This is a genomic window from Parvularcula dongshanensis, assembly GCF_014199615.1.
In the GTDB taxonomy this organism is placed as follows: Bacteria; Pseudomonadota; Alphaproteobacteria; order Caulobacterales; family Parvularculaceae; genus Parvularcula; species Parvularcula dongshanensis.
Genome location: NZ_JACHOB010000005.1, coordinates 145,613 through 167,799, shown reverse-complemented (window position 1 = coordinate 167,799; position 22,187 = coordinate 145,613). Strand labels below are relative to the sequence as shown.

The following is a 22,187-nucleotide window of genomic DNA, read 5'->3' as shown; positions in this document are numbered from 1 at the left end:
GGAATGCCAGACCCGAACGACCCGATGCCGCATCAGGCACCGCTGCCCTTTCCGCCTCGCCGGCGCCGACCGCTCCCCTTCATCGAGGGGTCGGCGAACCTGGAAGCGATCGGGAGGCTGAAGGCTTGGCGCAGTGGGCTGCAAGCTCATGGGGGCAGGCCGCTCAGCGTGGTCGCCGCCGTCACCGGTGCGCCGGGTGCCGGGAAGACGATGCTGCTGGAACGCGAGGCCGAGGCTTTCGGCGTGCCCGTTCGCGGGCCGGGCGCGGACTTCGAGGCGGTCATCGGTGACGGCGCCGTCGTCCTGGACGACGTGCAGGAGCTCTCTCCGCTCGATCTCTTCGCCCTGATCGAAGCGGCGGCGGGCCGCAGGGTGCCGCTGCTGATCGCGGGGCGAGGCCGGCTGACCTCTTGGGCGGGGCAGGGGGAGGATAGGCTGCCGGACCTCGAGAACCGCTTGAAGAGCATCGCCCATGCCGAACTCGGCATCCCGGACGAGGCGATGTTGGCGCAGGCGCTCGGCGCCGACCTTGCCTCGCGCGGCCTCAAAATGCCCTTCGGTACCGTCGTCGAAGCGGCTTCTTCCCTCCGGCGAGAGTTCGCTGCGGTGGCAGGCTTCGCTGCCCTCGTCGAACGCGTCGCGGCGCGGGGGTACAGGCGGCCGGGTCCTTTGTTGCGCGACGCGCTGGCAGAAGCCGACGGCTTCACGCTATGAGCGCGCCGAGCAGACGGGAGGACGCCGTGGACGGTTCCGCCGACATCCGGCCCGAGGCAGGCGAACCGGAGGGTGAGCGTGGCATCACCACGGACAGCCCCGAGCGGTTCATCAACCGCGAGCTGAGCTGGCTCGACTTCAATACGCGCGTGCTCGAAGAGGCCGACAACGAGCGGCATCCGCTCCTCGAGCGCTTGCGCTTCTTGTCCATCTCGGCCTCGAACCTCGACGAGTTCTTCATGGTCCGCGTCGCGGGCCTCGTCGGGCAGCTTAGAGAGGGCGTGAACAAGCGTAGCCAGGACGGCCTGACACCGAAGCAGCAGCTCGCTGCGATCAACGATCGCGCGGCGGCCCTGATGAGCCGCCAGCAACATGCCTGGAATGGTCTCCTTCCGCTGATGCGAAAGGCGGGGGTCGAAGTTCTGACTGCGGAGGAGCTGACCGACGAGGAAGTCGATTGGCTGGAAGCCGAGTTCCTGTCCGGGATCTTCCCCGTCCTCACGCCGCTCGCGCTCGATCCGGCGCACCCGTTTCCCTTCATCCCGAACCTGGGCTTCGTCCTCTGCTTCAGCCTGGACGGGCCGGACGGACATCTGGACGCCTTGTTGCCGGTGCCGAACAAGATCCGCCGCTTCGTCCGCCTGCCGAGCGACGATGCCAACGGACAGGTCCGCTTCATCAGCCTGGAGCGTGTGATCATGCGCTTCTTGCACCATGTCTTCCCTTCGCGGGACGTGGTCTCCGCGGGGGCTTTCCGTGTCATCCGGGATTCGGACGTCGAGGTGGACGACGAGGCGGAAGACCTCGTGCGTTCCTACGAACGCATGCTGCGGCGGCGCCGGCGTGGCGACGTCATCCGTCTCAAGATCGACGCGGGCACGCCATTCGCCCTTCGTGAGTTGATCACCTCGAAGCTCGGCGTTCACGCCTCGGACGTCGTCCTGATCGACGGCCTCCTAGGCCTGGCGCAGACCTCGGAGCTGATCCCGAAGGATCGCCCCGACCTCGTCTTCGAACCCTTCGAAGCGCGCTTCCCCGAACGCATTCGCGAGCATGGCGGCGACTGCTTCGCGGCGATCGCCGCCAAGGACATCCTGGTTCACCATCCGTATGAGGACTTCGATGTCGTCGTACAGTTCCTCAAACAGGCCGCGCGCGACCCAGACGTCCTTGCGATCAAGCAGACGCTCTACCGAACGTCCAAGCAGTCGCCCATCATCGAAGCGCTGATCCAGGCGGCGGAGAGCGGCAAGAACGTCACCGCTCTCGTCGAGCTCAAGGCGCGCTTCGACGAAGAAGCGAACATCGGCTGGGCTCGAGCGCTCGAGCGCGCAGGGGTCAACGTCGTCTACGGCTTCGTCGACTATAAGACCCATGCCAAGCTCAGCTTCGTCGTGCGCAAGGAAGGCGAGGGGACCCGGAGCTACTGTCACATCGGCACGGGCAACTACCACCAGTTCACCGCTAAGGTGTATACGGACCTTGCGCTCTTCACCTGCGACGACGCGATTGCGCGCGACGTCGCGCGGATCTTCAACTACGTGACCGGCTACGCCGTGCCGCAGGAGTTCGAACGCCTGGTCATCGCGCCGCTCGCCCTTCGCGACACGTTGATCGACCTCATCGACGGCGAGATCGAGCATGCCCGGGCGGGCGAACCTGCGACGATCTGGGCCAAGATGAACTCGCTCGTGGACGGCACGCTCATCGATAAGCTGTACGAGGCGAGCCGCGCGGGCGTGAAGATCCTCCTCGTGGTTCGGGGCATTTGCTGCCTGCGGCCCGGCGTGCCCGGGCTGTCCGAAACGATCGAGGTGAAGAGCGTCGTCGGCCGCTACCTCGAACACTCCCGCATCGTCTGCTTCGGCAACGGCTACGAGCTGCCCTCGGACCGCGCCAAGGTGTTCGTCTCCTCGGCCGACTGGATGCCGCGCAACCTCGACCGGCGGGTGGAAGTCCTCTGCCCTATCGAGAACCCGACGACGCATAATCAGGTCGTCGATCAGATAATGGTCGCGAACCTCAAGGACGAGGCGCAGAGCTGGTGGCTCGGGGCGGACGGCGCCTGGCGGCGCGACGAGGCGGCGCGGGAGCCTGACGCCTTCAACCTGCACGACTACTTCATGACCAATCCCAGCCTTTCGGGCCGCGGCGCGGCCCTCGCCGAGTTCGGCCCCCGCCTGCTGACGGTCGAGGATTAGCGGGTGGAGATCGTCTCCCCCCGCCGTGCCGTCATCGACATCGGCTCGAACTCCGTCCGTCTCGTGATCTTCGAGGGACCGGCCCGCGCGCCGATCGCTGTCTTCAACGAGAAGTCGCTTTGCGGCCTGGGCGATCGTGAGCCCGACAGCGGAGCTTTGCGCGAAACGTCTATGGCCGACGCTCTCAAGATCCTGCGCCGGTTCGCGTCGATCCTAGCGGACGAGAACCTGGCGAGCCTGAAGGTGATCGCGACGGCGGCTTCGCGCGAGGCGCCGAACGGACCCGACTTCTTGAGCGAGATCCGCCGGATCGGCTTCGAACCGACGCTCTTGACCGGGGAAGAGGAAGCGAAGCTGGCGGCCTTCGGTATCCTTTCCGGCGCGCCCGAAGTGATGGAAGAAGAAGGGGGCTGCCTCGCCGGGGACATGGGTGGTGGGAGCCTGGAGCTGTCGCATCTCGACCGCGGCGCCCCCGACGGCGTCGCCGACCTCGTCAGCCTGCCGATCGGTGGCCTTCGTCTTGCGAGCCGGTACGAAGGCAATCTGCGCGACGCGAAGAAGGCCGTGAACGCCGCCATTGCGGACGTGCCCTGGCTGAAGGGCCTCGAGCCGACCACCTTCTACATCGTCGGCGGGGCGTGGCGGGCGCTCGGTCGGTTGGCAATCATGCAGACCGGCCATCCCATCTCGATCCTGGATCACTTCTGGCTGCCGGCCGAAAGGGCCATCGAGTTGTGCCGCCTCGTCGAACAGCAGAGCGTGGAGAGCTTGGCCTCGACGCCGGGCGTACCGTCGCGCCGGGCGCCCACTCTGCCCTTCGCGGCCATGGTCCTGCGCAAGATCGTCTCGAAGTCCGGAGCGAAAAGGGTCGCGATCTCGTCCTGCGGCGTGCGGGAAGGGTCGCTCTACGCTGAACTCTCACCCGAAGAGCGCGCCGAGGATCCGCTCGTCGCGCTCTCGCAGCACTACGCCGAGCGCCTCTCGCCTGGGGGCATGGAACGCCGGCGGGCGATCTTCGATTTCCTCTCGCCCGCCTTTGCGAACGAGACATCGCGCCAGGCGCGGTTGCGACGGGCGGCTGCGAAGCTCACCAACGTCGCAGGCCTCTTCCACCCCGACAGCCGGGGAAACGAGGCGGCCGTCTCCGTACTGAACATGCCCTTCATCAGCGTCGACCATCCGGGCCGCGTCGCGCTCGCCGCGATCCTCTTCCAACGGCATACGGCGTCCGAAGCGGACTTCCCCGCCCACCTGCATACCCAGCTCCTGGACGACGACACGCTGCGTTGGACACGCCAAGTCGGACTTGGGCTTCGCTTCGCCTCGGACTTCGACCCGGTCGGTCGCACGGTCCTTCCGCGAGCACGCCTGTCGGCGGATCAGGACACTTTGAGGCTCGAACTCGAACGTGGCGACCGAGACTACCTCGGCGACTCGCCGCGGCGCCGGTTCGAGAAGTTCGCGGGCTCGCTCGGACTCGCGCCGAAGGTATCGAGCGGCGCCGACTGGCTCTAACGAGCCGGCCGGCGCTCGATCAGCGTGATCTGCTTTCCGTTCAGCGTCATGCCGAGCTCGCCCGACTTCAGGCGCAGCGCGAGGTCGCCAAAGACCTGCCGCCGCCAGCCGCGCAGAGCAGGCACGTCCGCATCGTCATCGAGCGCGATCGCCTCGAGGTCGGCGGAGGAGGCGAGGAGTCTTGGGGCGACGCCGTGCTTCTCTGATTGTCTCTTCAGCAGCACGCGAAGCAGATCGACCACGTCCGCCGGTGCAGGCTGACGCGGCCCGTCACCGCGCAGATCGGGAAGCTCGTCGCGGGGGAGCGACTTCCCTTCGGCCACCGCCTGAAGGATCGCCTTCGCTTGGTTCGACCGTTCGAACCCTTGCGGGATCGAGCGCAGGCGGCCGAGCGCCGCCTCGTCCTCGGGGGCCGCCCGCGCGACCTCGAACAAGACTTCGTCCTTGAGAACCCGGGCCCGAGGAAGGTCTTTCTCCTGGGCTTCCGCTTCGCGCCATGCGGCGAGCTTCATCAGCGGACCGACCTCGCGGGGCCGGACGCCACGGAGCTTCAATCGGCGCCAAGCCTCGTCCGGCTCGGTGAAGTAGAGCTGCTCGTCGCGGAGCGCTTCCATCTCTTCGGCGACCCACGGGCCGCGCCCGGACTCGTCGAGAACCCGCGCCAGCTTCAAGTAGACGTCGACCAAATGCGTCACGTCGCCGAGCGCGTAGGTGAGCTGCTTGCTGGAAAGGGGCCGCTGCGCCCAGTCGGTGAAGCGCGAGCCCTTATCGACCTGGCCGCTCGTGACCTGCCGGACCAGCGGCTCGTAGCCGATCTGGTCGCCGTAGCCGCAGGCCATCGCCGCGACCTGGGTATCGAAGAGCGGTGCGGGGACCTCGCCCATCAGCTTGTAGAAGATCTCGAGATCCTGCCGCGCCGCGTGGAACACCTTCAGGGTGCTCTCATCGGCGAGTAGGTCGAGAAACGGGCTAAGATCGATTCCCTCCGCGAGGGGATCGATGATCGCCGCCTCATCCGTGCTGGCTGCCTGGATGAGGCACAGCTTCGCGTAGTAGGTCTTCTCTCGCATGAACTCGGTGTCCACCGTGACGAAGTCGTGGGTGGCGAGCCGGGCGCAGAGGTCGCGAAGCGATTGAGTGTCCGAAATTACCTGCATCCGGAGGGGGCTAGCAGGGTTCGAGCCCAACTGCGAAGGCCGTTCACATCCGTGAGAGAGTTCCTCGCTCAGCGTGCCGTTCCAGCAACAGAATCGGCCAAACATTGCCGCCGCGTAGGGTAACGGCGAAGCCTTCGGCCGCGTAGGCTTCGATCACCGCCGCCTCTTGGCGGTCGAGAAGCCCCGCCAGGAGGATGCGGCCGCCGGGCGCGGTGACTGCCGCGACGTCCGGCGCGAGGTCGACAAGCGGTTCCGCGAGGATGTTCGCCATGACGAGATCGAAGGGTCCTTCCCGTCGCACGGACTCGTCCACGCCGTCGGCGACGCGGAAGGTGATGCCCTGCGCCCCGTTCAGCTCCGCGTTCTCCTCGCCGATCGCGACGGACGGCTCGTCGATGTCGGTGCCGAGCACCGTCGCATGCGGCCAGAGGCGGCGCGCGGCGATGGCAAGGAGGGCGGAGCCTGTGCCGAGGTCGAGGATGCGTGACGGAGCGGCGGTTTCGACCTCGGCGAGCATCTCGAGGCAACCGGCCGTCGTCGGATGGTGTCCCGTCCCGAAGGCGCGGTTCGCCTCGATCTGGATGTGGTGACCCGGCAACGCCGCGGCCTTATCGGCGTCGTGACGTCCGTAGACGACGAACGGCCCCGCCTCGACGATGCCGAGGCCTTCGAGGGCGTGGGCGACCCAGTCGCGGTCTTCCAGCACCTCCCGCTCGCCCGGGCCGATGTTAAGGCCGAAGGCGGCGAAGGCCTCGGTGACGGCGTCCGCGTCTGGATCGTGCTCGAAGTAGGCGTGCAGCGTCCAGGGCGTGTCCGAATCGGCCTCGGAAGAATCCTCCTTCAGGAGGCTGACCGCGTCGGCGGGCGGATCGAGCACCTCGGACAGCGCGTTGTCTGCGGCGTGGACGGTGGCGGCGTCGCCGCGCCAGGTGATTCGGATCGTGCTCATGAGGATCGTACCAGTCCGTGCTTCTTCTTGCCGACGGAGAGGCGAACCTGGCCTTCCTGAAGGTCGGCGTGCGTGAGGTTGCGTTCCTCGGCGATCGGCTCGCCGTTCACGCGGACGGCGCCCGCTTTGATGTGGCGCCGCCCCTCGCCGTTCGATGCGATGAGGCCGAGCGCGCGCAGGGGTTCCAGGATCGGCAGCCCCTCGTTCAACGCCGCGGCGTTCGTCTCGTAAGTCGGAAGGTCACCGCCGGCGCCCCCCGCGAAGGTCTCCGCCGCCGTCGCCTTCGCGCGTTCCGCCGCGTCCCGGCCGTGCAGCATCGCGGTCGCCTCGGTCGCGAGCACGACCTTGGCATCGTTGACCTCTCGGCCCTCCAGCGCTTCGAGGCGGGCGATCTCGTCGAGGGGCAGGGCGGTGAAGAGGCGCAGCATCCGGCCGACATCCGCATCTTCCGTATTCCGCCAGTACTGCCAGTAGTCGTAAGGGGGCAGCTTGTCGGCGGACAGCCAGACGGCGCCGCTCTCGGTCTTGCCCATCTTCTTGCCCGACGCCGTCGTCAGGAGTGGCGTCGTCAGGCCGAAGGCGCGCGCGGTCTCGTCACCGCCCGCGATCCGCCGGATCAGCTCGGTCCCGTTGACGATGTTCCCCCACTGGTCCGACCCGCCCATCTGCAGCGTGCAGCCATAGTCGCGGTGCAGGACGTGGAAGTCGTAGGCCTGCATCAGCATGTAGTTGAACTCGAGGAATGTCAGCGGCTGTTCCCGCTCCAGCCTCAGGCGGACCGAATCGAAGGTCAGCATCCGGTTGATGGTGAAGTGGACGCCGTAGTCGCGCAGGAACTGGACGTAGGACAGGCCCGACAGCCAGTCGTCGTTGTTCAGCATCAACGCATCGGTGCCGCCCTCGCCGAAGGTCAAGAAGGGCTCGACGTTCCGCCTGATGCCCGCGAGGTTGGACTCGATGTCGGCATCGGTCAGCATCTTGCGCTGCGTGTCCTTGCCGGACGGGTCGCCGACCTTGGTCGTCCCGCCGCCCATCAGCGCGATGGGACGATGGCCGGTCTGCTGCAGCCAGTACAGGAGCATGATCTGGACGAGGCTGCCCGCATGTAGGCTGTCCGCCGTCGCGTCGAAGCCGATATAGGCGGTGACGATGCCCTTGCTCGCCGCCTTGTCGAGGCCGGCGAGGTCCGTTCCCTGATGGATGAATCCGCGCTCGTCCAGCACGCGCAGAAAGTCGGACTGAAAGCTCGGCATCGTCTTGAGCGTCCTTAAGGCCACGGTAAGTCTCGTGGCTTCTAGTCACGCGTCCTTCGGTCCGTCCACACGAGAGCAGGGCATGGCTTCGGATAAGGTCCTTACCGCGATCGGCCTGATGGCCGGCACCTCACTCGATGCGGTCGACGCCGCGGTCCTGCGCACCGACGGTGAGTGGGTCCTCGAGCCCGGTCCCTCGATCTCCGTCCCCTACAGCCGCGTCGCCAAGGCCGAGATCCGCCGGGCGACCCGCGCCGCGCTCGAAGGCCGCAACGAAGCCGCCGACATCGCTCGCGCCGCGGACGAGGTGACGAGCGCACACATCCACGCCGTGCGGGAACTCCTCGATCAGGCGGACCTCGCGCGCGACGACGTCGATGTTATCGGCTTCCATGGCCAGACCATCCTTCACCGCCCTCCATCCGACGGTGTCTCGGTCGGGCGCTCTTGGCAGATCGGCTCGGGCCGCACGCTGGCCGACGAACTGCGTATCGACGTGGTCGACGGCTTCCGGCAGGCGGACATCGCCGCGGGCGGGGAGGGCGCGCCTCTCGCACCCATCTACCACGCCGCCCTCGTCAAGCAGCTGGAGAGGCCGCATGCCGTCGGCGTCCTGAACCTCGGCGGCGTCGCCAACATCACCTTCGTTCCGGCGAACGGCGCGTCGGCTGGCCTTGTCGCCTTCGACTGCGGGCCCGGCAACGGCCTCGTCGACGAGTGGGTGCAGATGCGAACGGGCGAGTCGATGGACCGCGACGGCGCCCTCGCCGCCGACGGAACGGTGGACGAGCAGACCGTCCGCCTGATGTCGCTCGCCCCCTACCTTCGCCGCCCGGCGCCGAAGTCGCTCGATCGCTACGACTTCAAGCTCAAACCCGTCGAGGGCATGAGCGTGCCGGATGGCGCTGCGACCCTCACCGCGTTCACCGCAGCCTGCGTGGCCCGCTCCGTACCGTTGCTGCCGAGCCCGCCCGGCGAATGGATCGTCTGCGGCGGCGGGCGCCACAACCCCGTTCTGATGCAGGAGCTGCAGGACCGCCTGACGGCGGACGTCCTGACCGCAGAGGAGGCGGGCTGGCGCGGCGACGACGTCGAGGCGGAGTGCTTCGCCTACCTCGCCGTGCGCTCTTTGAAGAAGCTACCGATCAGCTTCCAGAAGACGACCGGCGCCCCGCGCCCGCTGACCGGGGGCGTCTACAACCGCAAACCGGTCTAGCTCGCCCAGTAGCGCACGACCTCGCAGAGGCTTGGCCGCGAGACCTCTACCCCGGCGAGCGCAGGCAGGCTCGGCGACAGCCGGTCGAAGATCCATCGCGCGATGACTTCGAGCGTCGGCCGCTCGAGTCCCTCGACCCGGTTGAGGAAACGGTGATCGAGCACGCCGCGCACCTCGTCGCAGGCGGCGCGAACGACCGCGAAGTCCTCGATCCATCCTTGCGGTCCGGGCGCGTCGGCGCGTAACGTCACCGTCACGCGGAAGCTGTGGCCGTGGACATGCGCATAGTCGTGACCGGGGCCGACATTGTCGGCCAGCTCATGGGCGGCTTCGAAGCCGAAGCTGTAGGACTGCTCGTACACGCGGGCGCAGCTAGCGCGTGAGGACGCTCGGGTCCACGCGCGTCATGCGGCAGCCGACCGCGCTCGCGTCCTCGTAGACTGACAGCTTCCGCGTCTCGACCACGGCGCCGTAGACGCCGGGCAAAGCGGTGAGGCGGTCCAGGATCGCCTCGCACAGCGTCTCCTGCAGTCCGAAGTGCCGCTCTGCGGTGAGCGCCAGCACGGCGTCGCGCAGGTGGTTGTAGTCGACCACGTCCTCCATGCCGTCGCCCGCATTCTCGCGCCGCAGCACCATGGCCAGGTCGAAGCTGACGAGCTGCGGGTCCTTCTCGTGCGCGAGGACGCCCAATCGGACCTTCCGGCGGAGATCCTCGAGGAAGACGAAGTAGTGACCGGGGGCGAGGCCTGGCAGCTGCATCATGGCTTGAACGCCACGTCGCGAGCCGAGGGGACGAGGTGCTCGCCATTGTCGGCGAGCACGACCGTGCCCGTCACGGCCGGGTTCTCGAGCGCGAAGCGCACGGCGTCCGCCACGTGCTTTGGTTCGAGGCGCCGCCCCAGCGGGTTCTGCGCCGCGGCCTTCTTCTCGAACGCGGCCTCGTCCTCGCCGGGGCCTGGCAGGGCGTAGCCGGGCGCGACGCCGACCACGCGGACCGTCGGCGCGTAGGCCTGAGCGCACAGCGTGGTCGCCTCGCGCAGCGCCGCCTTGGCGAGGGTGTAGGACAGATGATCGGGGTTGGGGTTCCAGAGCTTCTGGTCGAGCACGTTGACGATCGCCGCTCCTGCGGGCGCCTGCGCCGCGAAGCGGCGGGACAGAAGAACGGGCGCCGCCGTGTTGACCGCGAAGTGCCGAAGCAGAGCCTGCGGCGTGACCGAGCCCGCGTCGTCGTGCTCGAAGATCGAGGCAGAGTTGACGAGCCCGCTCAAAGGACCGCCTGCCGCCGTCGCCGCCGCGTCGATCAAGCTCTCGACGTTCTCGAGAGCCGACAGGTCGCGACCGACGGCGTGTCCGCCTAGGGACGACGCGAGCGCTTCGGCTTCTTCCCTCGAGGCGTTGTAGTGGATCACCGGGGTCCAGCCCGCCTCCGCCAACGCGCGGGCGAAGGCCTCGCCGAGGCGCTTGGCCCCGCCCGTGATCAAGACGGACTTCACGCGACCCCCATCCCGAGCGCGGCGATGTACGCCACGTAGGCGAGCGTGAAGAAGATGCCGAGCAGACGACCGATCCGCGACCGGCGGAAGATCAGGAACGAGAGGATCAGCGCGGCCCCCACCATGACCGGCAGGTCGAACCGCAGCGCTTCGCTCGAGAAGGCGCTCGTCCCGACGAGACCGGCGACGCCGCCCACGAAGAGAAGGTTGAAGATGTTGGAGCCGACGATGTTGCCAACGGCCACATCCGCCTCTCGTTTCATCGCGGCGGCGATGACGGTGGCGAGTTCCGGCAGGGACGTGCCGAAAGCGACGACCGTAAGGCCGATGACCTCTTCACGAACGCCGAGCGCCTCCGCGATAGCAGCCCCGTTCTCGACGAGGAGCTGCGCGCCGATGGGCAAGCCGACGAGGCCGACGACGAGGTAGAGCGGCGGCTTCCACCTCGCTGTCGCGGCTTGGCCGAACTCCTCGACCTCGGCGACGAGCTCGGCATTCTCGCCTGCCTTCGCCTCGCGCCAGATCAGCACGAGGTAGGCGGCGATCAGCGAGAGCAGCACGGCGCCCGCGAGCGTATCGATAGCGCCGCGCGCATAGACGAAGGCGCAGAACGCCGCCGTCGCGATCAGCATGACGACGGCGTGCCGTCCGAGCCGCGGCGTCTTCAGGCTGATCGCGGAGATCACCGCCGGCAGGCCCAGCACGAGCAGGATGTTCGCGATGTTCGATCCGACGATGTTGCCCATCGCGATGCCGTTGTCGCCTGACAGCACCGCCTGGATCGTGACGACGAGCTCCGGCGCCGACGTGCCGAAGGCGACCACGGTCAGGCCGATGAGCAGCGGCGGAACGTTCAGAAGCTTCGCGAGCCCGACCGCGCCGCGCACGAGGAAGTCACCCGCGACCAGCAGGAGAGCGAGACCCGCGAGGAGAAGGAGTGTCTCTGTCAGCAAGGTCGGCGGTCCCGGGAAGGGCCGCTCAGTCCCAGCGGCCCTTTTCCAGCCGGTTGAGCGCGCCGAAGGCGAGCACGAAGAGGAAGATGACGATCAGGCTGACGGGCATGGATCCTCGGGGGCGATGTCGCTGCGGCGGGAACGTGTCGCCGCCTCTAACCGAACGCTTCTTTGCCGTCACCCCCGCTCGGCGCATCGGCCTTCGCAGGTGCGAAAGGAACGGTTGCCCGTCGGGTAGGCGACGCATAGACCCCCCGGTTCGAAGCGGAGTGACGCTCATGGCTTACACCACGATCAAGACGCGGACGGAGGACCGGGTCCTCCTGATCACCCTAGCGCGCCCCGAGGCGATGAACGCGCTGAACACGCGGCTGATGGAGGAACTCTCCGATGTGATCGAGAAGGCGGACGTCGACCCCGGCATCGCCGTCATGATCCTCACAGGGTCGGAGAAGGCCTTCGCTGCGGGCGCCGACATCAAGGAGATGCAGGGCAAGACCGCGATGGAGGCGTTCTCCGAGAACTTTATCAGTGCGAACTGGGAAGCGGCGGCGCGCTGCCGCAAGCCGATCATCGCCGCGGTCGCTGGCTACGCGCTCGGAGGCGGCTGCGAACTCGCCATGATGTGCGACTTCATCATCGCGGCGGACACGGCGAAGTTCGGTCAGCCCGAGATCACGATCGGTGCGATTCCCGGCGCGGGCGGCACGCAGCGCCTGACTCGCGCCGTCGGCAAGTCGAAGGCGATGGAGATGATCCTGACCGGCCGCATGATGAAGGCCGAGGAGGCGGAGCGCGCCGGCCTGGTGGCCCGCGTCGTCGCGGCGAGCGATCTTCTCGACGAAGCCTTCAAGACCGCGAGGAAGATCGCGAGCTACTCTCGACCCGTCACCATGATGGCGAAGGAGTGCGTGAACCGCGCCTTCGAGAGTTCCCTCGCCGAGGGGGTCCTCTTCGAGCGCCGCGTCTTCCATGGCGTCTTCGCCTCCGAAGACCAAAAGGAAGGCATGGCGGCCTTCGTCGAGAAGCGCGATCCCACCTTCAAGCACCGTTGAGCCTCTTCGCGCTCGCAAAACAGGTCCTGCACGCTAAGTTGCCTCGGGGCGCCGAGCTAGGGCGCGGGTAAGACGGGTCGTCAAATGCAAGAACACCTCGTCTTCTCGATCACGCTGATCGGCGTCGTCGGCATCGGCGCTCAGTGGCTGGGCTGGCGGTTCAACCTGCCCGCCATCGTGCTGATGGCGATCGCCGGCCTCTTCCTCGGTCCCATCCTCGGCATCATGCGGCCGGAGGAGACGTTCGGCGACTTCTACCAGCCGATCATCGCGGTCGCGGTCGCGGTCATCCTCTTCGAAGGTGGGCTCCAACTCCGGCTCGACGAGCTGCGCGGCCTGGGCAAGGGCGTGCGAAGGCTCGTCTTTCCCGGCGTTCCGATCGCCTGGCTCCTCGGGGCCGGCGCGGCTCACGTGATCGGCGGCCTCGGCTGGTCCGCCTCCGTTCTGTTCGGCGGCATCATGGTCGTCACCGGACCGACCGTGATCATCCCGCTCCTCCGCCAGGCGAAGCTCTCCTCGCGTCCCGCGGCGTTGCTGAAGTGGGAAGGGATCGTCAACGACCCGATCGGCGCGCTGGCAGCCGTCATCGCATACGAGTTCTTCTTCGCGCCGAACACGGGCGAGCACGACCTGACGACGGCGCAACTCGCCGCGAGCCTTCTCATCGGGTCGGTTCTTTGCCTCCTCGAGGGGATCGCCTTCGGTCTCGGCATAGCGCGGGCGTTCCGGAAGGGGTGGGTGCCGGAGTACCTCAAGCCGCCGGTCCTGCTGGCGGCCGTGCTGCTCTGCTTCGAGCTTGCGAACCTGCTCCAGGAAGAGGGCGGCCTGATCTCGGTCACGGCGATGGGTGTCACCATGGCCAACGCCAAGATGCCGTCCATCAACCAGCTTCGGCACTTCAAAGAAAACATCGCCGTGCTCTTCGTCTCGGGCGTCTTCGTCCTTCTTACGGCGAACCTGACGCCGGAGACGCTGATGCTTCTCGACTGGCGGGCGGGCGCCTTCGTCCTCGCCATGCTGTTCGTCGTGCGTCCGCTCACCGTATGGATCGCTACGATCGGGACCGGTCTTCCCTGGCAGGAGCGCGCACTCGTCGGCTGGATCGCGCCGCGGGGTATCGTCGCCGTCGCGGTCTCGGGCCTCTTCGCGGCCGGTATGGAGCAGCGCGGCGACGCGGACGGCGAGATGCTCGTCCCGCTCGCCTTCGCCATGGTCTTCGCGACGGTCCTTCTCCACGGCTTCACCATCGCGCCGCTCGCCAAGCTCCTGGGCCTCGCGTCGACCAGGCCGCCCGGCGTCCTCATCGTCGGCTCAAGCCCCTGGTCGGTGAAGCTGGCCGAGAAGCTGAAGGAACTCGACCTGCCGGTGCTGATCTCGGACGCGAGCTACCGCGCTCTGCGGCCCGCCCGGCAGGCCGGGATCGACACCTTCTACGGTGAGATCCTGTCCGAGGTGACGGAGCACCACATCGAGTTCGTACGTTACGGCTACCTGCTGGCACTCGGCGGGAACGAGGCCCACAACGCGCTCGTTTGCACGGACCTCGCCCCGGAGATGGACCGAGCGACCACCTATCAGCTCTCGATGCAGGGTACGGAGGACAGCCGGAAAGGCATCTCCTACAGCTTGCAGGGCAAGACGTTCATCTCCGAGAAGACGAGCCTCGATACCCTGCTGCAGAAGCACTATTCCGGCTGGACGTTCCAGTTCACGCGCCTGTCCGAGGCCTACCCGCCCGACCGCTACCGCGCGGCCCTGCCGACGGAGGCGATGATCGTCCTGGTCGTTCGCCGCGACCAGCTCCTCTTCCAGTCCGCCGAGCAGCGCCTCGAACTGACCGTCGGCGACCGCGTCCTCGCCTACGTCCCGCCCGGGACTGGGACGAAGCCGAAAGAGGAACCGTCGCAAGAGAACCGGTCGCCGGAGATCGAGGCGTTGGAAGAACGCAAACGTGCGGCGCTCGAAAAGGTTGGCGGCTGAGCGGGCCCGCCCGCCGAGCTGCCTCTAACCGATCGCTTCGAGCGCCTGGCGGAAGAAGGTCGCGCCGTCCTCGCCGCCGAGGAGGGGGGAGATCACGCGCTCCGGGTGCGGCATGAGGCCGAGGACGTTGCCCGCTTCGTTCAGGATGCCGGCGATGTTCCGTGCCGAGCCGTTGACGTTGCCGACGTAGCGGAACGCGACTCGGCCTTCGCCTTCGATCCTGTCCAGCGTCTCCTCGTCGGCCTCGTAGTTGCCGTCGTGGTGGGCGACCGGGAAGCGGACGTAGGCACCGCTCTCATAGGCCTTGGTGAAGGGGCTGTCCGTGCTTTCGACCTTGAGCGTGCGCATGCCGCAGACGAAGTCGATGCCTGCGTTCCGAAGAAGCGCGCCCGGCAGGAGGCCCGCCTCGGTCAGGATCTGAAAGCCGTTGCAGATGCCTAAGGTCGGCGTGCCGGCCCTGGCCCGGTCCGCGACGGCCCTGAGAACGGGGCTGCGGGCCGCCATCGCGCCCGAGCGCAGGTAGTCCCCATAGGAGAAACCGCCGGGCACCACGATCAGATCGGCCTCGGGCAGCTCTGTGTCGGCGTGCCAGACCATGTGCGGCTCGCGGCCGGTGGCTTGGCGCAAGGCGACCTTGGCGTCGCGATCGCAGTTCGAGGCGGGGAAGACGATGACGGCGGTCTGCATAGGCGGCCTCTAGGCCGCCTCGGTCGGCGCCGCAACGCAGCTTTGCCCGCGCCTGTCCTTGCCCGCGCGGCGAGGCGCACGACCTATCGCTCCGCAACACCATGAGCGGAGGCTCCATGACCAAGGTCGCAATCGTTTATCACTCGGGCTACGGCCACACCGCGCTGCAGGCAGAGGCCGTGCGCGACGGCGCGGCCGGAGCGGGAGCCGAGGTCCTCCTTCTCACCGCCGAGGAAGGGCAGGCCAGGCTCGACGAGTTGAAGGAGGTGGACGCGATCGTCTTCGGCGCGCCGACCTACATGGGCGGCCCCTCCGCACCGATGAAGGCGTTCATAGACGCGACCTCCAAACCTTGGTTCGGCCAAGAGTGGAAGGACAAGATCGCCGGGGGCTTCACGAACTCGGGCAGCATGTCGGGGGACAAGGTCGCGACCTTGCAGCAGTTCGCGATCCTAGCCGCCCAGCACGGCATGATCTGGGTGCCGACCGGCTATCTGAACGAGACGCAGCAGGAAGACTGGACCAACGGTCACAAGGACGGCGTGAACCGGATCGGCGGCTACATCGGCGCGATGGCCCAATCCGACAACGCCGCGCCGGGACCCGACAACCCGCCCCAGGGCGACATCAAGACGGCGAAGATGTACGGGGCGCGGATCGCCAAGGCGGCGATGCGCTGGGGATCGGGTCAGCTGGACTGACCAAGTAGAACACCGAACAAGCGAAAAGGGGCGCCCGAGGGCGCCCCTTTCTCGTATCGGAAAGGCGAGATCTTACTTGATCTTGCCTTCCTTGAAGTCGACATGCGCGCGCGCGATGGGGTCGTACTTCCGCACGGTCATCTTTTCGGTCATCGTCCGGGTGTTCTTCTTCGTCACGTAGAAGTAGCCCGTGCCCGCCGTCGAGTTCAGGCGGATCTTGATGGTGGTCGGCTTGGCCATCACGGCCTCCCTCTTGAGGGTTGATCGGAACGCGCGAACATAGTGGCGCGCCCTTGGCTGTCAACGCCTCACGCCTCTTGCGTTTGAGAATGCTTTTCAAAGTATCTGCAAACGATTTGCATAATAACGAGCAAACATAGTTTCGAAAAAATCTGGACGGCGCAGAACCGATCCGCCATAGACGTGTTCGACGTGTGTTATTGGAATATGGAGGCTGCGATGCACTGCAAAACTTGCGCTCACTACTACGACACCGACTCTGAGTGCCGCCGCTATGCGCCTCAGCCCAGCGAGAGCGACGCGAAGGCACAGTGGCCAACCGTCAGCGCCATGGATTGGTGCGGCGAGTACCAAGCGGACCACGCCAAGGAAGAGAAAGCCGGCGCCGCGTAGGCCGCGTAGGCGACCACTCTTACGGTGACCAAGGGCCGTCCTCCGGGGCGGCCTTTTCTTTTGCGCGCGTTAATCACGCGTCAGGTCGTGGGGAGGTGTTGCGCTCGAAGTGAGAATGATTATCATTCGAGTATGCAAATCACCCAGGACGACCTCGCCGCTTTGCATCACCTCCGCGCCCACTGGGCCGGGGGCCCCGACGCCGCCCGCTCTTCGGAGACGCTGGCGCACTATCCCGGGCGGGCCGAAGGGCGCGTCGCGGCTTGGGCTTACGGCCGCACCGTGAAGGCGCTGAGCCGTCATGCCCGGCGGCGCCTGCACATCGGGGAAGGACTCGTACCCAGCGCGGACGAACGCGCCGTGCTACGCATCGCGCGCCTGCTCGGCCAGCGCGACTGGACGGGGGCGGAGTCCGCGGCTGCGTGGGTCGTGCGGCGGGACGGCGTTGCGCCGCTACTCGACGCGCTCGCACCCGCCGCCTGTGCTGCCTACGGAAACGCGCTTCCGCGCCGCAAGAGGGCCGCGACGGCGTAGAGCACCAGCGCGACGACGATCCCGCCCATCATCGCGTCCGGTCCGCCGGCATCCCGCATCAGGCCCGCCGCGGCCGGACCCGTGACCGCGCCGAGGCCCCAGGCGAAGGCGTAGGCTGTCCCGGCCGCGGGCAGACGGCTCCCTGAGAACCGGTCACCGAGAAGCGTGAGCCCGCAAGTCGAGATGCCGTTGATGAGACCGCCAAGCGCGAAGGCGCAGGCGAAGAGCGTCGGCAGACGGTCGTTGGCCAGAGGCAGGAGCGCGGCGCTGACGGCGGCGCCCGCCGCCATCGCGAAGAGCATACTCATGATGCCGACGACGTCCGCCGCCCGGCCGACCAGATACTGCAGTGCCAGCGAGCCGAGGCAGTAAGCCGTCACGGTCTGGGCTGCCACCCGCTCCCCGAACGCCGCGTCGAGCGCGAGAAGAGGGAGGAAGACGAGCATCGCGCTTTCGACCGCGCCGAACATGGCCGAAGCGCCGAAGGTGACCGGCGCCCGCGTCAGCAGCGGGAGGATACGGTCGGCACCCGAATCGGGATCGACGCTCGGCGGCGGCGCGAGCGCGATGGGAATGGCGGCCAGCGCGAAGACGAGGGCACCGGCGATGAAGGGGGCCGCGCCGTCATAGCCGGTGACGTTGAGCATCAGAGGACCGAGCGCCAAACCGAGGGCGAGGCAGGTCGAGTAGACTCCGATGACACGCCCTCTGCGGGCGGGGTCGGCTGCGGCGTTGATCCAGATCTCCGAGCCGACGAAGAGGCCCGACGCGCCGACCGAGAAGACGAAGCGCAACGGATACCAGAGCCAGATCGCCTCCTCGGCGACGTAGATCAGGCCGTAGCTGACCACCATGAGGACGATGCTGGACACCAAGAAGCGCCGCATGCCGACCTTGACGATCAAACGGGGGTAGATTGGAGCACAGACGAGCACGGCGAGCGCGCCGACGGCAGTGTTGAGACCGTTCGCGAAGCTGCTTGCGCCGTAGCGCTCGAGCAGGACCGAGAAGAGCGGGATCGAGTGGCCGAAGCCGATCCCGGCGACGGAGATAGCCGCGATGGCGGCGATGAGGCCGAGCGTGCTTCCCCTGTCTCCCGCCGCCGCCCCTTGCGTCGTGCTCATGAGCGCAGAACGTCTTCGGGGTCGTCCGGCGTCTGCGCGAAGCCGTGCATCCGGTTCGCCCATTGAAGGCCGATCAGCGCACCCTTGCAGACCGGCAGCAGAAGGATCGTCAGCACGATCGCAAGGGCGCACCACCCGAGGACCTGCGCGCCGAGCGGCGGGTCGAACCGGCGCTTCACCTCGACCACCGGGACGGCGATCAGGTGACCGACGACGAAGATGGTCAGGTAGGGCGGCGCGTCGTCCGCCTCGTGTCCCGAGAAGTCCTGCCCGCAGACCGCGCAGGCGTCGCGCACCTTTACATAGTCCCGAAGAACCCGGCCTTGGCCGCAGCGGGGGCAGCGATTGCGCGCGCCGCGCAACACCGACCGCCAGAAGGGGCGGCGGTCGTCGTCTTGAAGGGCGGTGCTGCTCATCGCGGCTAGATGGACGGCGAGCGCCATGGCGGCAAGCCGGTGCGTCCTGGTGGCGCGACTAAGGGGCATCGGCCTATGGACGGGGCGATGCGCGCTTCTCTCCTCGCCGTTCTCGTAATCCCTGCTTGTACGGGTCACCTGCCGGACGCGCCGCCCGAAGAGGCCGTGCGTCCGGAGGTTCTCTTCGCCGGGGTGGGGTGCGGCCGCGGCGTCCTGACCTTTCGGAACGGCGCGCTCGACGATGCGTTCACGGTGACCAGCCGAGGCCGAGAGAGCGAAGATGGCTTCGTCCTCGATCAGACGGTGCGCTTCGGCAGCGGAAAGGTGACGGAGCGGCGCTGGACGATGCGGCCCTCGGGTGAACGGACCTACGAAGGAACGCTGACCGAGGCCTCGGGCCCGGTGAAGGCGGTCGTCGCGGGGGGCACGCTGCGCCTGACCTATCCGATGGAGGATGTTCCCGGCGGGCGGATGACGCAGCATCTACACCTGCTCGACGACGGCAACGTCATGAACGTCGCGACCGTCACCGCCTTCGGCATCCCCGTCCGGCGGCTTTCCGAGCGGATCGAACCGCACGTCGCACTGGAACCGGACGCCGAAGCGGCGTGTGATAGCTTTGAGGACGAGGGAGGACCGACGTGAGGAAGCTCGCCATCATCGCCGCGCTGCTGATGCTGACCGGCTGCGGCATCAACGACGTGCCGGACAAGAAGAACACGGTCGATGCGGCCTGGGCCGAGGTACAGAACCAGTATCAGCGCCGCTCGGACCTGATCCCGAACCTCGTTCGCACGGTCGAGGGCTACGCGAACCAGGAGCGTGAAGTGCTGACCGAAGTGACGGAAGCGCGGTCGCGGGCCTCGTCGATCCAGCTCTCCGCCGACGACCTCTCCGACCCGGCCAAGGTCGCGCAGTTCCAAGCCGCACAGGACCAGCTCTCCGGCGCGCTGTCGCGGCTGCTGGTCACGGTCGAGGCCTATCCCGACCTCAAGTCGAACCAGAACTTCCTGGCGCTGCAGTCCCAGCTTGAAGGGACCGAGAACCGCATCGCGGTCGCACGGCGCGACTACATCGCCACGGTGCAGGACTACAATCGCGAGTTCATGGTGCTGCCCGACCGGTGGGTCGCGAGCATCTTCAACGGCCAGTACGAGCGTGCCGTGCCGTTCGAAGCGGTGCCCGAAGCGCAGACCGCGCCAGAGGTGCAGTTCGGGGACGAATGAGACGGGCCGTTCCAACCGTTCTTGCTCTCGTCCCCCTCGTCACGGCGGCGTGGGGGCAAGACTTCCCCGCCCTGACCGGCCGGGTCGTGGACGCCGCGGAGGTCCTCAGCCCGCAGACCGAACGGGCGCTGACCCTCCGCCTGCAGGACTGGGAGTCCCAGTCCGCCGACCAGATCGTCGTCGCGACCGTGCCGAGCCTCGGTGGCCTCGAGATCACGGAGTACGGCTACCGCCTCGGCCGCGAGTGGGGGATCGGCGTCGCGGAGGGCCTGGACGAGCGCAGCCTCGATAATGGCGCGATCCTGCTCGTGGCGCCGAACGAGCGGGAGGTTCGGATCGAGGTCGGCTATGGCCTCGAAGGCACGCTGACCGACGCGCTGTCTTCGACGATCATTCAACGCGCCGTCCTGCCGGCCTTCCGCGAAGGCGACTACGACCGCGGCGTGACCGAAGGGGTGGTCGGCATGATCGCGGTCCTGTCGGGCGACCCCGTGTCGTGGCAGGACCGCCGCGAACGGGCCGGCGAGCGGCCGATGGCGGATGGGGAGGGCGGCATCCCCTGGCCGCTCCTTATCTTCGTCCTGTTCGTCCTTCTGTCCTTGTGGCCGCGACGCCGGGGGCGGGTCTTGTTCGATTCGGACCGGCGTCGTCGTCGCTACGATCCGGGCGCTGACGCCCTCGGCTGGATATTCGCGAGCCAGATCGGGCGGGGCGGCTACGGCAGTGGCGGGGGCTTCTCGGGCGGTGGCTTCAGCGGTGGCGGCTTCTCCGGCGGGGGCGGCAGTTTCGGCGGCGGGGGGGCCTCGGGCTCGTGGTAGAGGATCTGTTCGAAGAGGAAGAACGCGAGCGGATCGAGGCCGCGGTCGCGGAGGCCGAGACCAGGACAGGCGCGGAGATCGTCGTCATGGTGGTCCGGCACGCGACCGATTACCGGACGGTCGAGATGACGGCGGCAGGGATCGCCGCGCTGACCTTGCCTGCGGTGCTGCTTCCCTTCCCCTCCGTTCCCGCCCTGATGATCTGGCTCTGCCAGCTCGTACTCTTCGCGATCCTCGGCGTCGTTCTGCCTGCCGTCGGCGTCGGGCGCCGCCTCGTCGGCAAGGCGCGGCTGGCGAGAGACGTCCGGGCCGCGGCGGAGGCCGAGTTCTTCGCGCACGGCCTTCGCGACACCGGCGAGCGCGCGGCGGTCTTGATCTACGCCGCGATGGCGGAGCGGTCGGTCGAGGTGCTGTGCGACACGCGGGCTTCGGAGGTCATCGGCCGCGGCGAGTGGCGAGGCCTCGCCGGCGACCTCGCCCGGCGCCTGAAGGCGAAGCAGCCGATCGAGGGGCTGACCGAAGCGGCGGCGAGGGCGGGAGATCTTCTCGCGCCGCACTTCCCGCCGGGGTCCGGCACGGGCAACGAACTGCCGGACGTCATCGTCAGCTAGCGGGCGCGGTACACGTCCTCAGCACGCTGAGGTAGCCCGGCGCGATGGTCATCGCCTCGGCGAAGCCCCGGTCCCGCAAGATGCGGTGCGCCTCGGGCAGGCGGTAGCAGGGCACGTACATGAAGAGGTGGTGCTCGGCGTGGAAGTTCACCCAGTAGGGCGCGATCAGCGCACGCTCCAGGCGGTTGGCTCTCGTCGTCCGGGCATGGGTGAAGGGGTCGGCGACGTCCGTCTCCACGCAGGCATGCTCGGCGATGTTGCGGATGCGCGTCGCTAGCGGGAACCAGGTCGCCATCGCCGCGAGCCAGACGAGGAAGGCCCAACCTGCGCCCGTGACGAGTAGCAGAGCGAAGAGCACGGCGTTGGTCCCAAGGAAGGGCAAGACGGGGTAGCTCGACCCGCCGACCGCCGCCGCGTGCCGCGTCTCCTTCAGCTTCATCGCGGCGAGGCCCAAGCGCTGCTTGAGGAAGGTCTGCCCGGTCAGGTCCCGGACGATCTTGCGGCGTAGGCTGGCGCGGGCGACGGGGAAGGGGGCGGAGAGGGCGAGGTCGGGGTCGCCCGTCGTCTGCGTGTGCTTGTGATGGCTGAGGTGGTAGGGGCGATAGACGCCGAGCGCGCTGCCGACCGGGGCGGCGCAGAGCCAGTGTCCGACCGCGTCGTTGACCGCCTTGTTCGGGTGCAGAAGGCCGTGCGCCGCCTCGTGCATCAGAATGGCGAGGCCGAGCTGCCGCGCGCCGATGACGACGACGGCGCCGAGCCAGACGAGAGGGTTCGGAAAAAGCACCGAAGCGGCGAGGCAGACGCCGATCACGCCCCAGGCGTGACCGACGAGCCAAAGGCCACGCCAGGGCGAGACGCGGCGCAGACGGTCCCAGTCGGCCCCGAAGGCCGCCCGGGGATCGGCGCGGCGGCGTGTCGTCATGCTGGGATGATGCGCCCGCAACTGCGACC

General features: G+C 67.8%; 26 protein-coding genes. 12 read left to right on the top strand and 14 right to left on the bottom strand.

Features of this window, described 5'->3' with window-relative positions:
• Nucleotides 1-24: 24 nt before the first annotated feature.
• Genes GGQ59_RS11770 through GGQ59_RS11760 form a run of 3 tightly spaced genes read left to right on the top strand, consistent with a single transcriptional unit; the run spans nucleotide 25 to nucleotide 4,430 of the window.
• Nucleotides 25-714 carry a P-loop NTPase family protein gene (locus GGQ59_RS11770; protein ID WP_183818832.1) on the top strand — a complete coding sequence of 230 codons (690 nt, stop codon included), beginning with the start codon at nucleotides 25-27 and terminating at the stop codon, nucleotides 712-714.
• Nucleotides 711-2,915 carry an RNA degradosome polyphosphate kinase gene (locus GGQ59_RS11765; RefSeq protein WP_183818829.1) on the top strand — a complete coding sequence of 735 codons (2,205 nt, stop codon included), beginning with the start codon at nucleotides 711-713 and terminating at the stop codon, nucleotides 2,913-2,915. The genes GGQ59_RS11770 and GGQ59_RS11765 overlap by 4 nt, the downstream gene beginning before the upstream one ends.
• Before the next feature lie 3 nt (nucleotides 2,916-2,918).
• Nucleotides 2,919-4,430, top strand: coding sequence for a Ppx/GppA phosphatase family protein (locus GGQ59_RS11760; RefSeq protein WP_183818827.1), 1,512 nt, complete (start codon nucleotides 2,919-2,921; stop codon nucleotides 4,428-4,430).
• Here GGQ59_RS11760 and rnd read toward each other — a convergent pair.
• Genes rnd through tyrS form a run of 3 tightly spaced genes read right to left on the bottom strand, consistent with a single transcriptional unit; the run spans nucleotide 4,427 to nucleotide 7,789 of the window.
• A complete protein-coding gene (rnd, locus tag GGQ59_RS11755; protein WP_183818825.1) occupies nucleotides 4,427-5,587 on the bottom strand; it encodes a ribonuclease D in 1,161 nt (386 codons plus the stop codon). The genes GGQ59_RS11760 and rnd overlap by 4 nt on opposite strands.
• A 43-nt stretch (nucleotides 5,588-5,630) precedes the next feature.
• On the bottom strand, nucleotides 5,631-6,536 hold the full coding sequence (locus GGQ59_RS11750; RefSeq protein WP_183818823.1) for a 50S ribosomal protein L11 methyltransferase: 906 nt from the start codon (nucleotides 6,534-6,536) through the stop codon (nucleotides 5,631-5,633).
• On the bottom strand, nucleotides 6,533-7,789 hold the full coding sequence (gene tyrS, locus GGQ59_RS11745; RefSeq protein ID WP_183818822.1) for a tyrosine--tRNA ligase: 1,257 nt from the start codon (nucleotides 7,787-7,789) through the stop codon (nucleotides 6,533-6,535). The genes GGQ59_RS11750 and tyrS overlap by 4 nt, the downstream gene beginning before the upstream one ends.
• Nucleotides 7,790-7,871: 82 nt before the next feature.
• On the opposite strand from tyrS, the gene GGQ59_RS11740 reads away from it, so the two are divergent.
• Complete coding sequence (locus GGQ59_RS11740; RefSeq protein ID WP_183818819.1) at nucleotides 7,872-9,005, top strand: anhydro-N-acetylmuramic acid kinase; 1,134 nt, start codon at nucleotides 7,872-7,874, stop codon at nucleotides 9,003-9,005.
• Here the strand turns inward: GGQ59_RS11740 and GGQ59_RS11735 are convergent.
• Genes GGQ59_RS11735 through GGQ59_RS11715 form a run of 5 tightly spaced genes read right to left on the bottom strand, consistent with a single transcriptional unit; the run spans nucleotide 9,002 to nucleotide 11,698 of the window.
• A complete protein-coding gene (locus tag GGQ59_RS11735; protein ID WP_183818817.1) occupies nucleotides 9,002-9,367 on the bottom strand; it encodes a 6-carboxytetrahydropterin synthase in 366 nt (121 codons plus the stop codon). The genes GGQ59_RS11740 and GGQ59_RS11735 overlap by 4 nt on opposite strands.
• Before the next feature lie 10 nt (nucleotides 9,368-9,377).
• Nucleotides 9,378-9,767: a dihydroneopterin aldolase gene (locus GGQ59_RS11730; protein WP_183818814.1), complete on the bottom strand. Its 390-nt coding sequence runs from the start codon at nucleotides 9,765-9,767 to the stop codon at nucleotides 9,378-9,380.
• Nucleotides 9,764-10,498 carry an SDR family oxidoreductase gene (locus GGQ59_RS11725; RefSeq protein ID WP_183818812.1) on the bottom strand — a complete coding sequence of 245 codons (735 nt, stop codon included), beginning with the start codon at nucleotides 10,496-10,498 and terminating at the stop codon, nucleotides 9,764-9,766. Before GGQ59_RS11725 ends, GGQ59_RS11730 begins: the two co-directional genes overlap by 4 nt.
• Nucleotides 10,495-11,451: a calcium/sodium antiporter gene (locus GGQ59_RS11720; protein ID WP_221401017.1), complete on the bottom strand. Its 957-nt coding sequence runs from the start codon at nucleotides 11,449-11,451 to the stop codon at nucleotides 10,495-10,497. Before GGQ59_RS11720 ends, GGQ59_RS11725 begins: the two co-directional genes overlap by 4 nt.
• Before the next feature lie 25 nt (nucleotides 11,452-11,476).
• Nucleotides 11,477-11,698, bottom strand: a complete 222-nt coding sequence (locus tag GGQ59_RS11715) for a hypothetical protein (protein WP_183818810.1) — start codon at nucleotides 11,696-11,698, stop codon at nucleotides 11,477-11,479.
• A gap of 31 nt (nucleotides 11,699-11,729) precedes the next feature.
• Here GGQ59_RS11715 and GGQ59_RS11710 point away from each other — a divergent pair, with 31 nt between their 5' ends.
• Nucleotides 11,730-12,506 (top strand): enoyl-CoA hydratase, encoded by a 777-nt coding sequence (locus GGQ59_RS11710; protein WP_183818808.1) that lies wholly within the window; start codon nucleotides 11,730-11,732, stop codon nucleotides 12,504-12,506.
• A gap of 84 nt (nucleotides 12,507-12,590) precedes the next feature.
• Nucleotides 12,591-14,486 carry a cation:proton antiporter gene (locus GGQ59_RS11705; protein WP_183818805.1) on the top strand — a complete coding sequence of 632 codons (1,896 nt, stop codon included), beginning with the start codon at nucleotides 12,591-12,593 and terminating at the stop codon, nucleotides 14,484-14,486.
• A 24-nt stretch (nucleotides 14,487-14,510) separates the two neighbouring features.
• On the opposite strand, the gene purQ is transcribed toward GGQ59_RS11705, so the two are convergent.
• Nucleotides 14,511-15,173: a phosphoribosylformylglycinamidine synthase subunit PurQ gene (gene purQ / locus GGQ59_RS11700; RefSeq protein ID WP_183818803.1), complete on the bottom strand. Its 663-nt coding sequence runs from the start codon at nucleotides 15,171-15,173 to the stop codon at nucleotides 14,511-14,513.
• Nucleotides 15,174-15,289: 116 nt separating this feature from the next.
• Here purQ and GGQ59_RS11695 point away from each other — a divergent pair, with 116 nt between their 5' ends.
• Nucleotides 15,290-15,874 carry a flavodoxin family protein gene (locus tag GGQ59_RS11695; RefSeq protein ID WP_183818801.1) on the top strand — a complete coding sequence of 195 codons (585 nt, stop codon included), beginning with the start codon at nucleotides 15,290-15,292 and terminating at the stop codon, nucleotides 15,872-15,874.
• A gap of 72 nt (nucleotides 15,875-15,946) precedes the next feature.
• On the opposite strand, the gene rpmG is transcribed toward GGQ59_RS11695, so the two are convergent.
• The gene (gene rpmG / locus GGQ59_RS11690; protein ID WP_183818799.1) at nucleotides 15,947-16,114 is read right to left on the bottom strand and encodes a 50S ribosomal protein L33; all 168 of its coding nucleotides are present in this window, start codon (nucleotides 16,112-16,114) and stop codon (nucleotides 15,947-15,949) included.
• A gap of 281 nt (nucleotides 16,115-16,395) precedes the next feature.
• Nucleotides 16,396-16,539, bottom strand: coding sequence for a hypothetical protein (locus GGQ59_RS11685; RefSeq protein ID WP_183818798.1), 144 nt, complete (start codon nucleotides 16,537-16,539; stop codon nucleotides 16,396-16,398).
• Nucleotides 16,540-16,639: 100 nt separating this feature from the next.
• Between GGQ59_RS11685 and GGQ59_RS11680 the strand changes: the two genes are divergently transcribed.
• On the top strand, nucleotides 16,640-17,041 hold the full coding sequence (locus GGQ59_RS11680) for a hypothetical protein (RefSeq protein ID WP_183818796.1): 402 nt from the start codon (nucleotides 16,640-16,642) through the stop codon (nucleotides 17,039-17,041).
• On the opposite strand, the gene GGQ59_RS11675 is transcribed toward GGQ59_RS11680, so the two are convergent.
• Both GGQ59_RS11675 and GGQ59_RS11670 read right to left on the bottom strand, forming a co-directional pair.
• Nucleotides 16,996-18,165, bottom strand: coding sequence for an MFS transporter (locus GGQ59_RS11675; protein WP_183818793.1), 1,170 nt, complete (start codon nucleotides 18,163-18,165; stop codon nucleotides 16,996-16,998). The genes GGQ59_RS11680 and GGQ59_RS11675 overlap by 46 nt on opposite strands.
• Nucleotides 18,162-18,650 carry a DUF983 domain-containing protein gene (locus tag GGQ59_RS11670; RefSeq protein WP_183818791.1) on the bottom strand — a complete coding sequence of 163 codons (489 nt, stop codon included), beginning with the start codon at nucleotides 18,648-18,650 and terminating at the stop codon, nucleotides 18,162-18,164. The genes GGQ59_RS11675 and GGQ59_RS11670 overlap by 4 nt, the downstream gene beginning before the upstream one ends.
• Before the next feature lie 18 nt (nucleotides 18,651-18,668).
• On the opposite strand from GGQ59_RS11670, the gene GGQ59_RS11665 reads away from it, so the two are divergent.
• The 4 genes from GGQ59_RS11665 to GGQ59_RS11650 are packed head-to-tail and all read left to right on the top strand — an operon-like array spanning nucleotide 18,669 to nucleotide 21,236.
• A complete protein-coding gene (locus GGQ59_RS11665) occupies nucleotides 18,669-19,226 on the top strand; it encodes a DUF3833 family protein (protein ID WP_183818789.1) in 558 nt (185 codons plus the stop codon).
• Nucleotides 19,227-19,255: 29 nt separating this feature from the next.
• A complete protein-coding gene (locus GGQ59_RS11660; RefSeq protein ID WP_183819064.1) occupies nucleotides 19,256-19,807 on the top strand; it encodes a LemA family protein in 552 nt (183 codons plus the stop codon).
• Nucleotides 19,804-20,625, top strand: a complete 822-nt coding sequence (locus GGQ59_RS11655; protein ID WP_183818787.1) for a TPM domain-containing protein — start codon at nucleotides 19,804-19,806, stop codon at nucleotides 20,623-20,625. Before GGQ59_RS11660 ends, GGQ59_RS11655 begins: the two co-directional genes overlap by 4 nt.
• Complete coding sequence (locus GGQ59_RS11650) at nucleotides 20,619-21,236, top strand: hypothetical protein (RefSeq protein ID WP_183818785.1); 618 nt, start codon at nucleotides 20,619-20,621, stop codon at nucleotides 21,234-21,236. Before GGQ59_RS11655 ends, GGQ59_RS11650 begins: the two co-directional genes overlap by 7 nt.
• Here the strand turns inward: GGQ59_RS11650 and GGQ59_RS11645 are convergent.
• A complete protein-coding gene (locus tag GGQ59_RS11645; RefSeq protein ID WP_183818783.1) occupies nucleotides 21,229-22,158 on the bottom strand; it encodes a fatty acid desaturase family protein in 930 nt (309 codons plus the stop codon). The two genes, GGQ59_RS11650 and GGQ59_RS11645, sit on opposite strands and share 8 nt — an antisense overlap.
• Between the last annotated feature and the right edge of the window lie 29 nt (nucleotides 22,159-22,187).

What these genes read in the sequence shown, in the direction of transcription:
- GGQ59_RS11750 (WP_183818823.1), bottom strand. Translation starts at nt 6,536, where the DNA reads ATGAGCACGATCCGAATCACCTGGCGCGGCGACGCCGCCACCGTCCAC.
- rpmG (WP_183818799.1), bottom strand. Translation starts at nt 16,114, where the DNA reads ATGGCCAAGCCGACCACCATCAAGATCCGCCTGAACTCGACGGCGGGC.
- GGQ59_RS11670 (WP_183818791.1), bottom strand. Translation starts at nt 18,650, where the DNA reads ATGCCCCTTAGTCGCGCCACCAGGACGCACCGGCTTGCCGCCATGGCG.
- GGQ59_RS11665 (WP_183818789.1), top strand. Translation starts at nt 18,669, where the DNA reads ATGCGCGCTTCTCTCCTCGCCGTTCTCGTAATCCCTGCTTGTACGGGT.
- GGQ59_RS11680 (WP_183818796.1), top strand. Translation starts at nt 16,640, where the DNA reads ATGCAAATCACCCAGGACGACCTCGCCGCTTTGCATCACCTCCGCGCC.
- GGQ59_RS11715 (WP_183818810.1), bottom strand. Translation starts at nt 11,698, where the DNA reads ATGCGTCGCCTACCCGACGGGCAACCGTTCCTTTCGCACCTGCGAAGG.
- GGQ59_RS11710 (WP_183818808.1), top strand. Translation starts at nt 11,730, where the DNA reads ATGGCTTACACCACGATCAAGACGCGGACGGAGGACCGGGTCCTCCTG.
- GGQ59_RS11730 (WP_183818814.1), bottom strand. Translation starts at nt 9,767, where the DNA reads ATGATGCAGCTGCCAGGCCTCGCCCCCGGTCACTACTTCGTCTTCCTC.
- GGQ59_RS11655 (WP_183818787.1), top strand. Translation starts at nt 19,804, where the DNA reads ATGAGACGGGCCGTTCCAACCGTTCTTGCTCTCGTCCCCCTCGTCACG.
- GGQ59_RS11675 (WP_183818793.1), bottom strand. Translation starts at nt 18,165, where the DNA reads ATGAGCACGACGCAAGGGGCGGCGGCGGGAGACAGGGGAAGCACGCTC.
- tyrS (WP_183818822.1), bottom strand. Translation starts at nt 7,789, where the DNA reads ATGCCGAGCTTTCAGTCCGACTTTCTGCGCGTGCTGGACGAGCGCGGA.
- GGQ59_RS11765 (WP_183818829.1), top strand. Translation starts at nt 711, where the DNA reads ATGAGCGCGCCGAGCAGACGGGAGGACGCCGTGGACGGTTCCGCCGAC.
- rnd (WP_183818825.1), bottom strand. Translation starts at nt 5,587, where the DNA reads ATGCAGGTAATTTCGGACACTCAATCGCTTCGCGACCTCTGCGCCCGG.
- GGQ59_RS11660 (WP_183819064.1), top strand. Translation starts at nt 19,256, where the DNA reads ATGCTGACCGGCTGCGGCATCAACGACGTGCCGGACAAGAAGAACACG.
- GGQ59_RS11740 (WP_183818819.1), top strand. Translation starts at nt 7,872, where the DNA reads ATGGCTTCGGATAAGGTCCTTACCGCGATCGGCCTGATGGCCGGCACC.
- GGQ59_RS11695 (WP_183818801.1), top strand. Translation starts at nt 15,290, where the DNA reads ATGACCAAGGTCGCAATCGTTTATCACTCGGGCTACGGCCACACCGCG.
- GGQ59_RS11705 (WP_183818805.1), top strand. Translation starts at nt 12,591, where the DNA reads ATGCAAGAACACCTCGTCTTCTCGATCACGCTGATCGGCGTCGTCGGC.
- GGQ59_RS11645 (WP_183818783.1), bottom strand. Translation starts at nt 22,158, where the DNA reads ATGACGACACGCCGCCGCGCCGATCCCCGGGCGGCCTTCGGGGCCGAC.
- GGQ59_RS11770 (WP_183818832.1), top strand. Translation starts at nt 25, where the DNA reads ATGCCGCATCAGGCACCGCTGCCCTTTCCGCCTCGCCGGCGCCGACCG.
- purQ (WP_183818803.1), bottom strand. Translation starts at nt 15,173, where the DNA reads ATGCAGACCGCCGTCATCGTCTTCCCCGCCTCGAACTGCGATCGCGAC.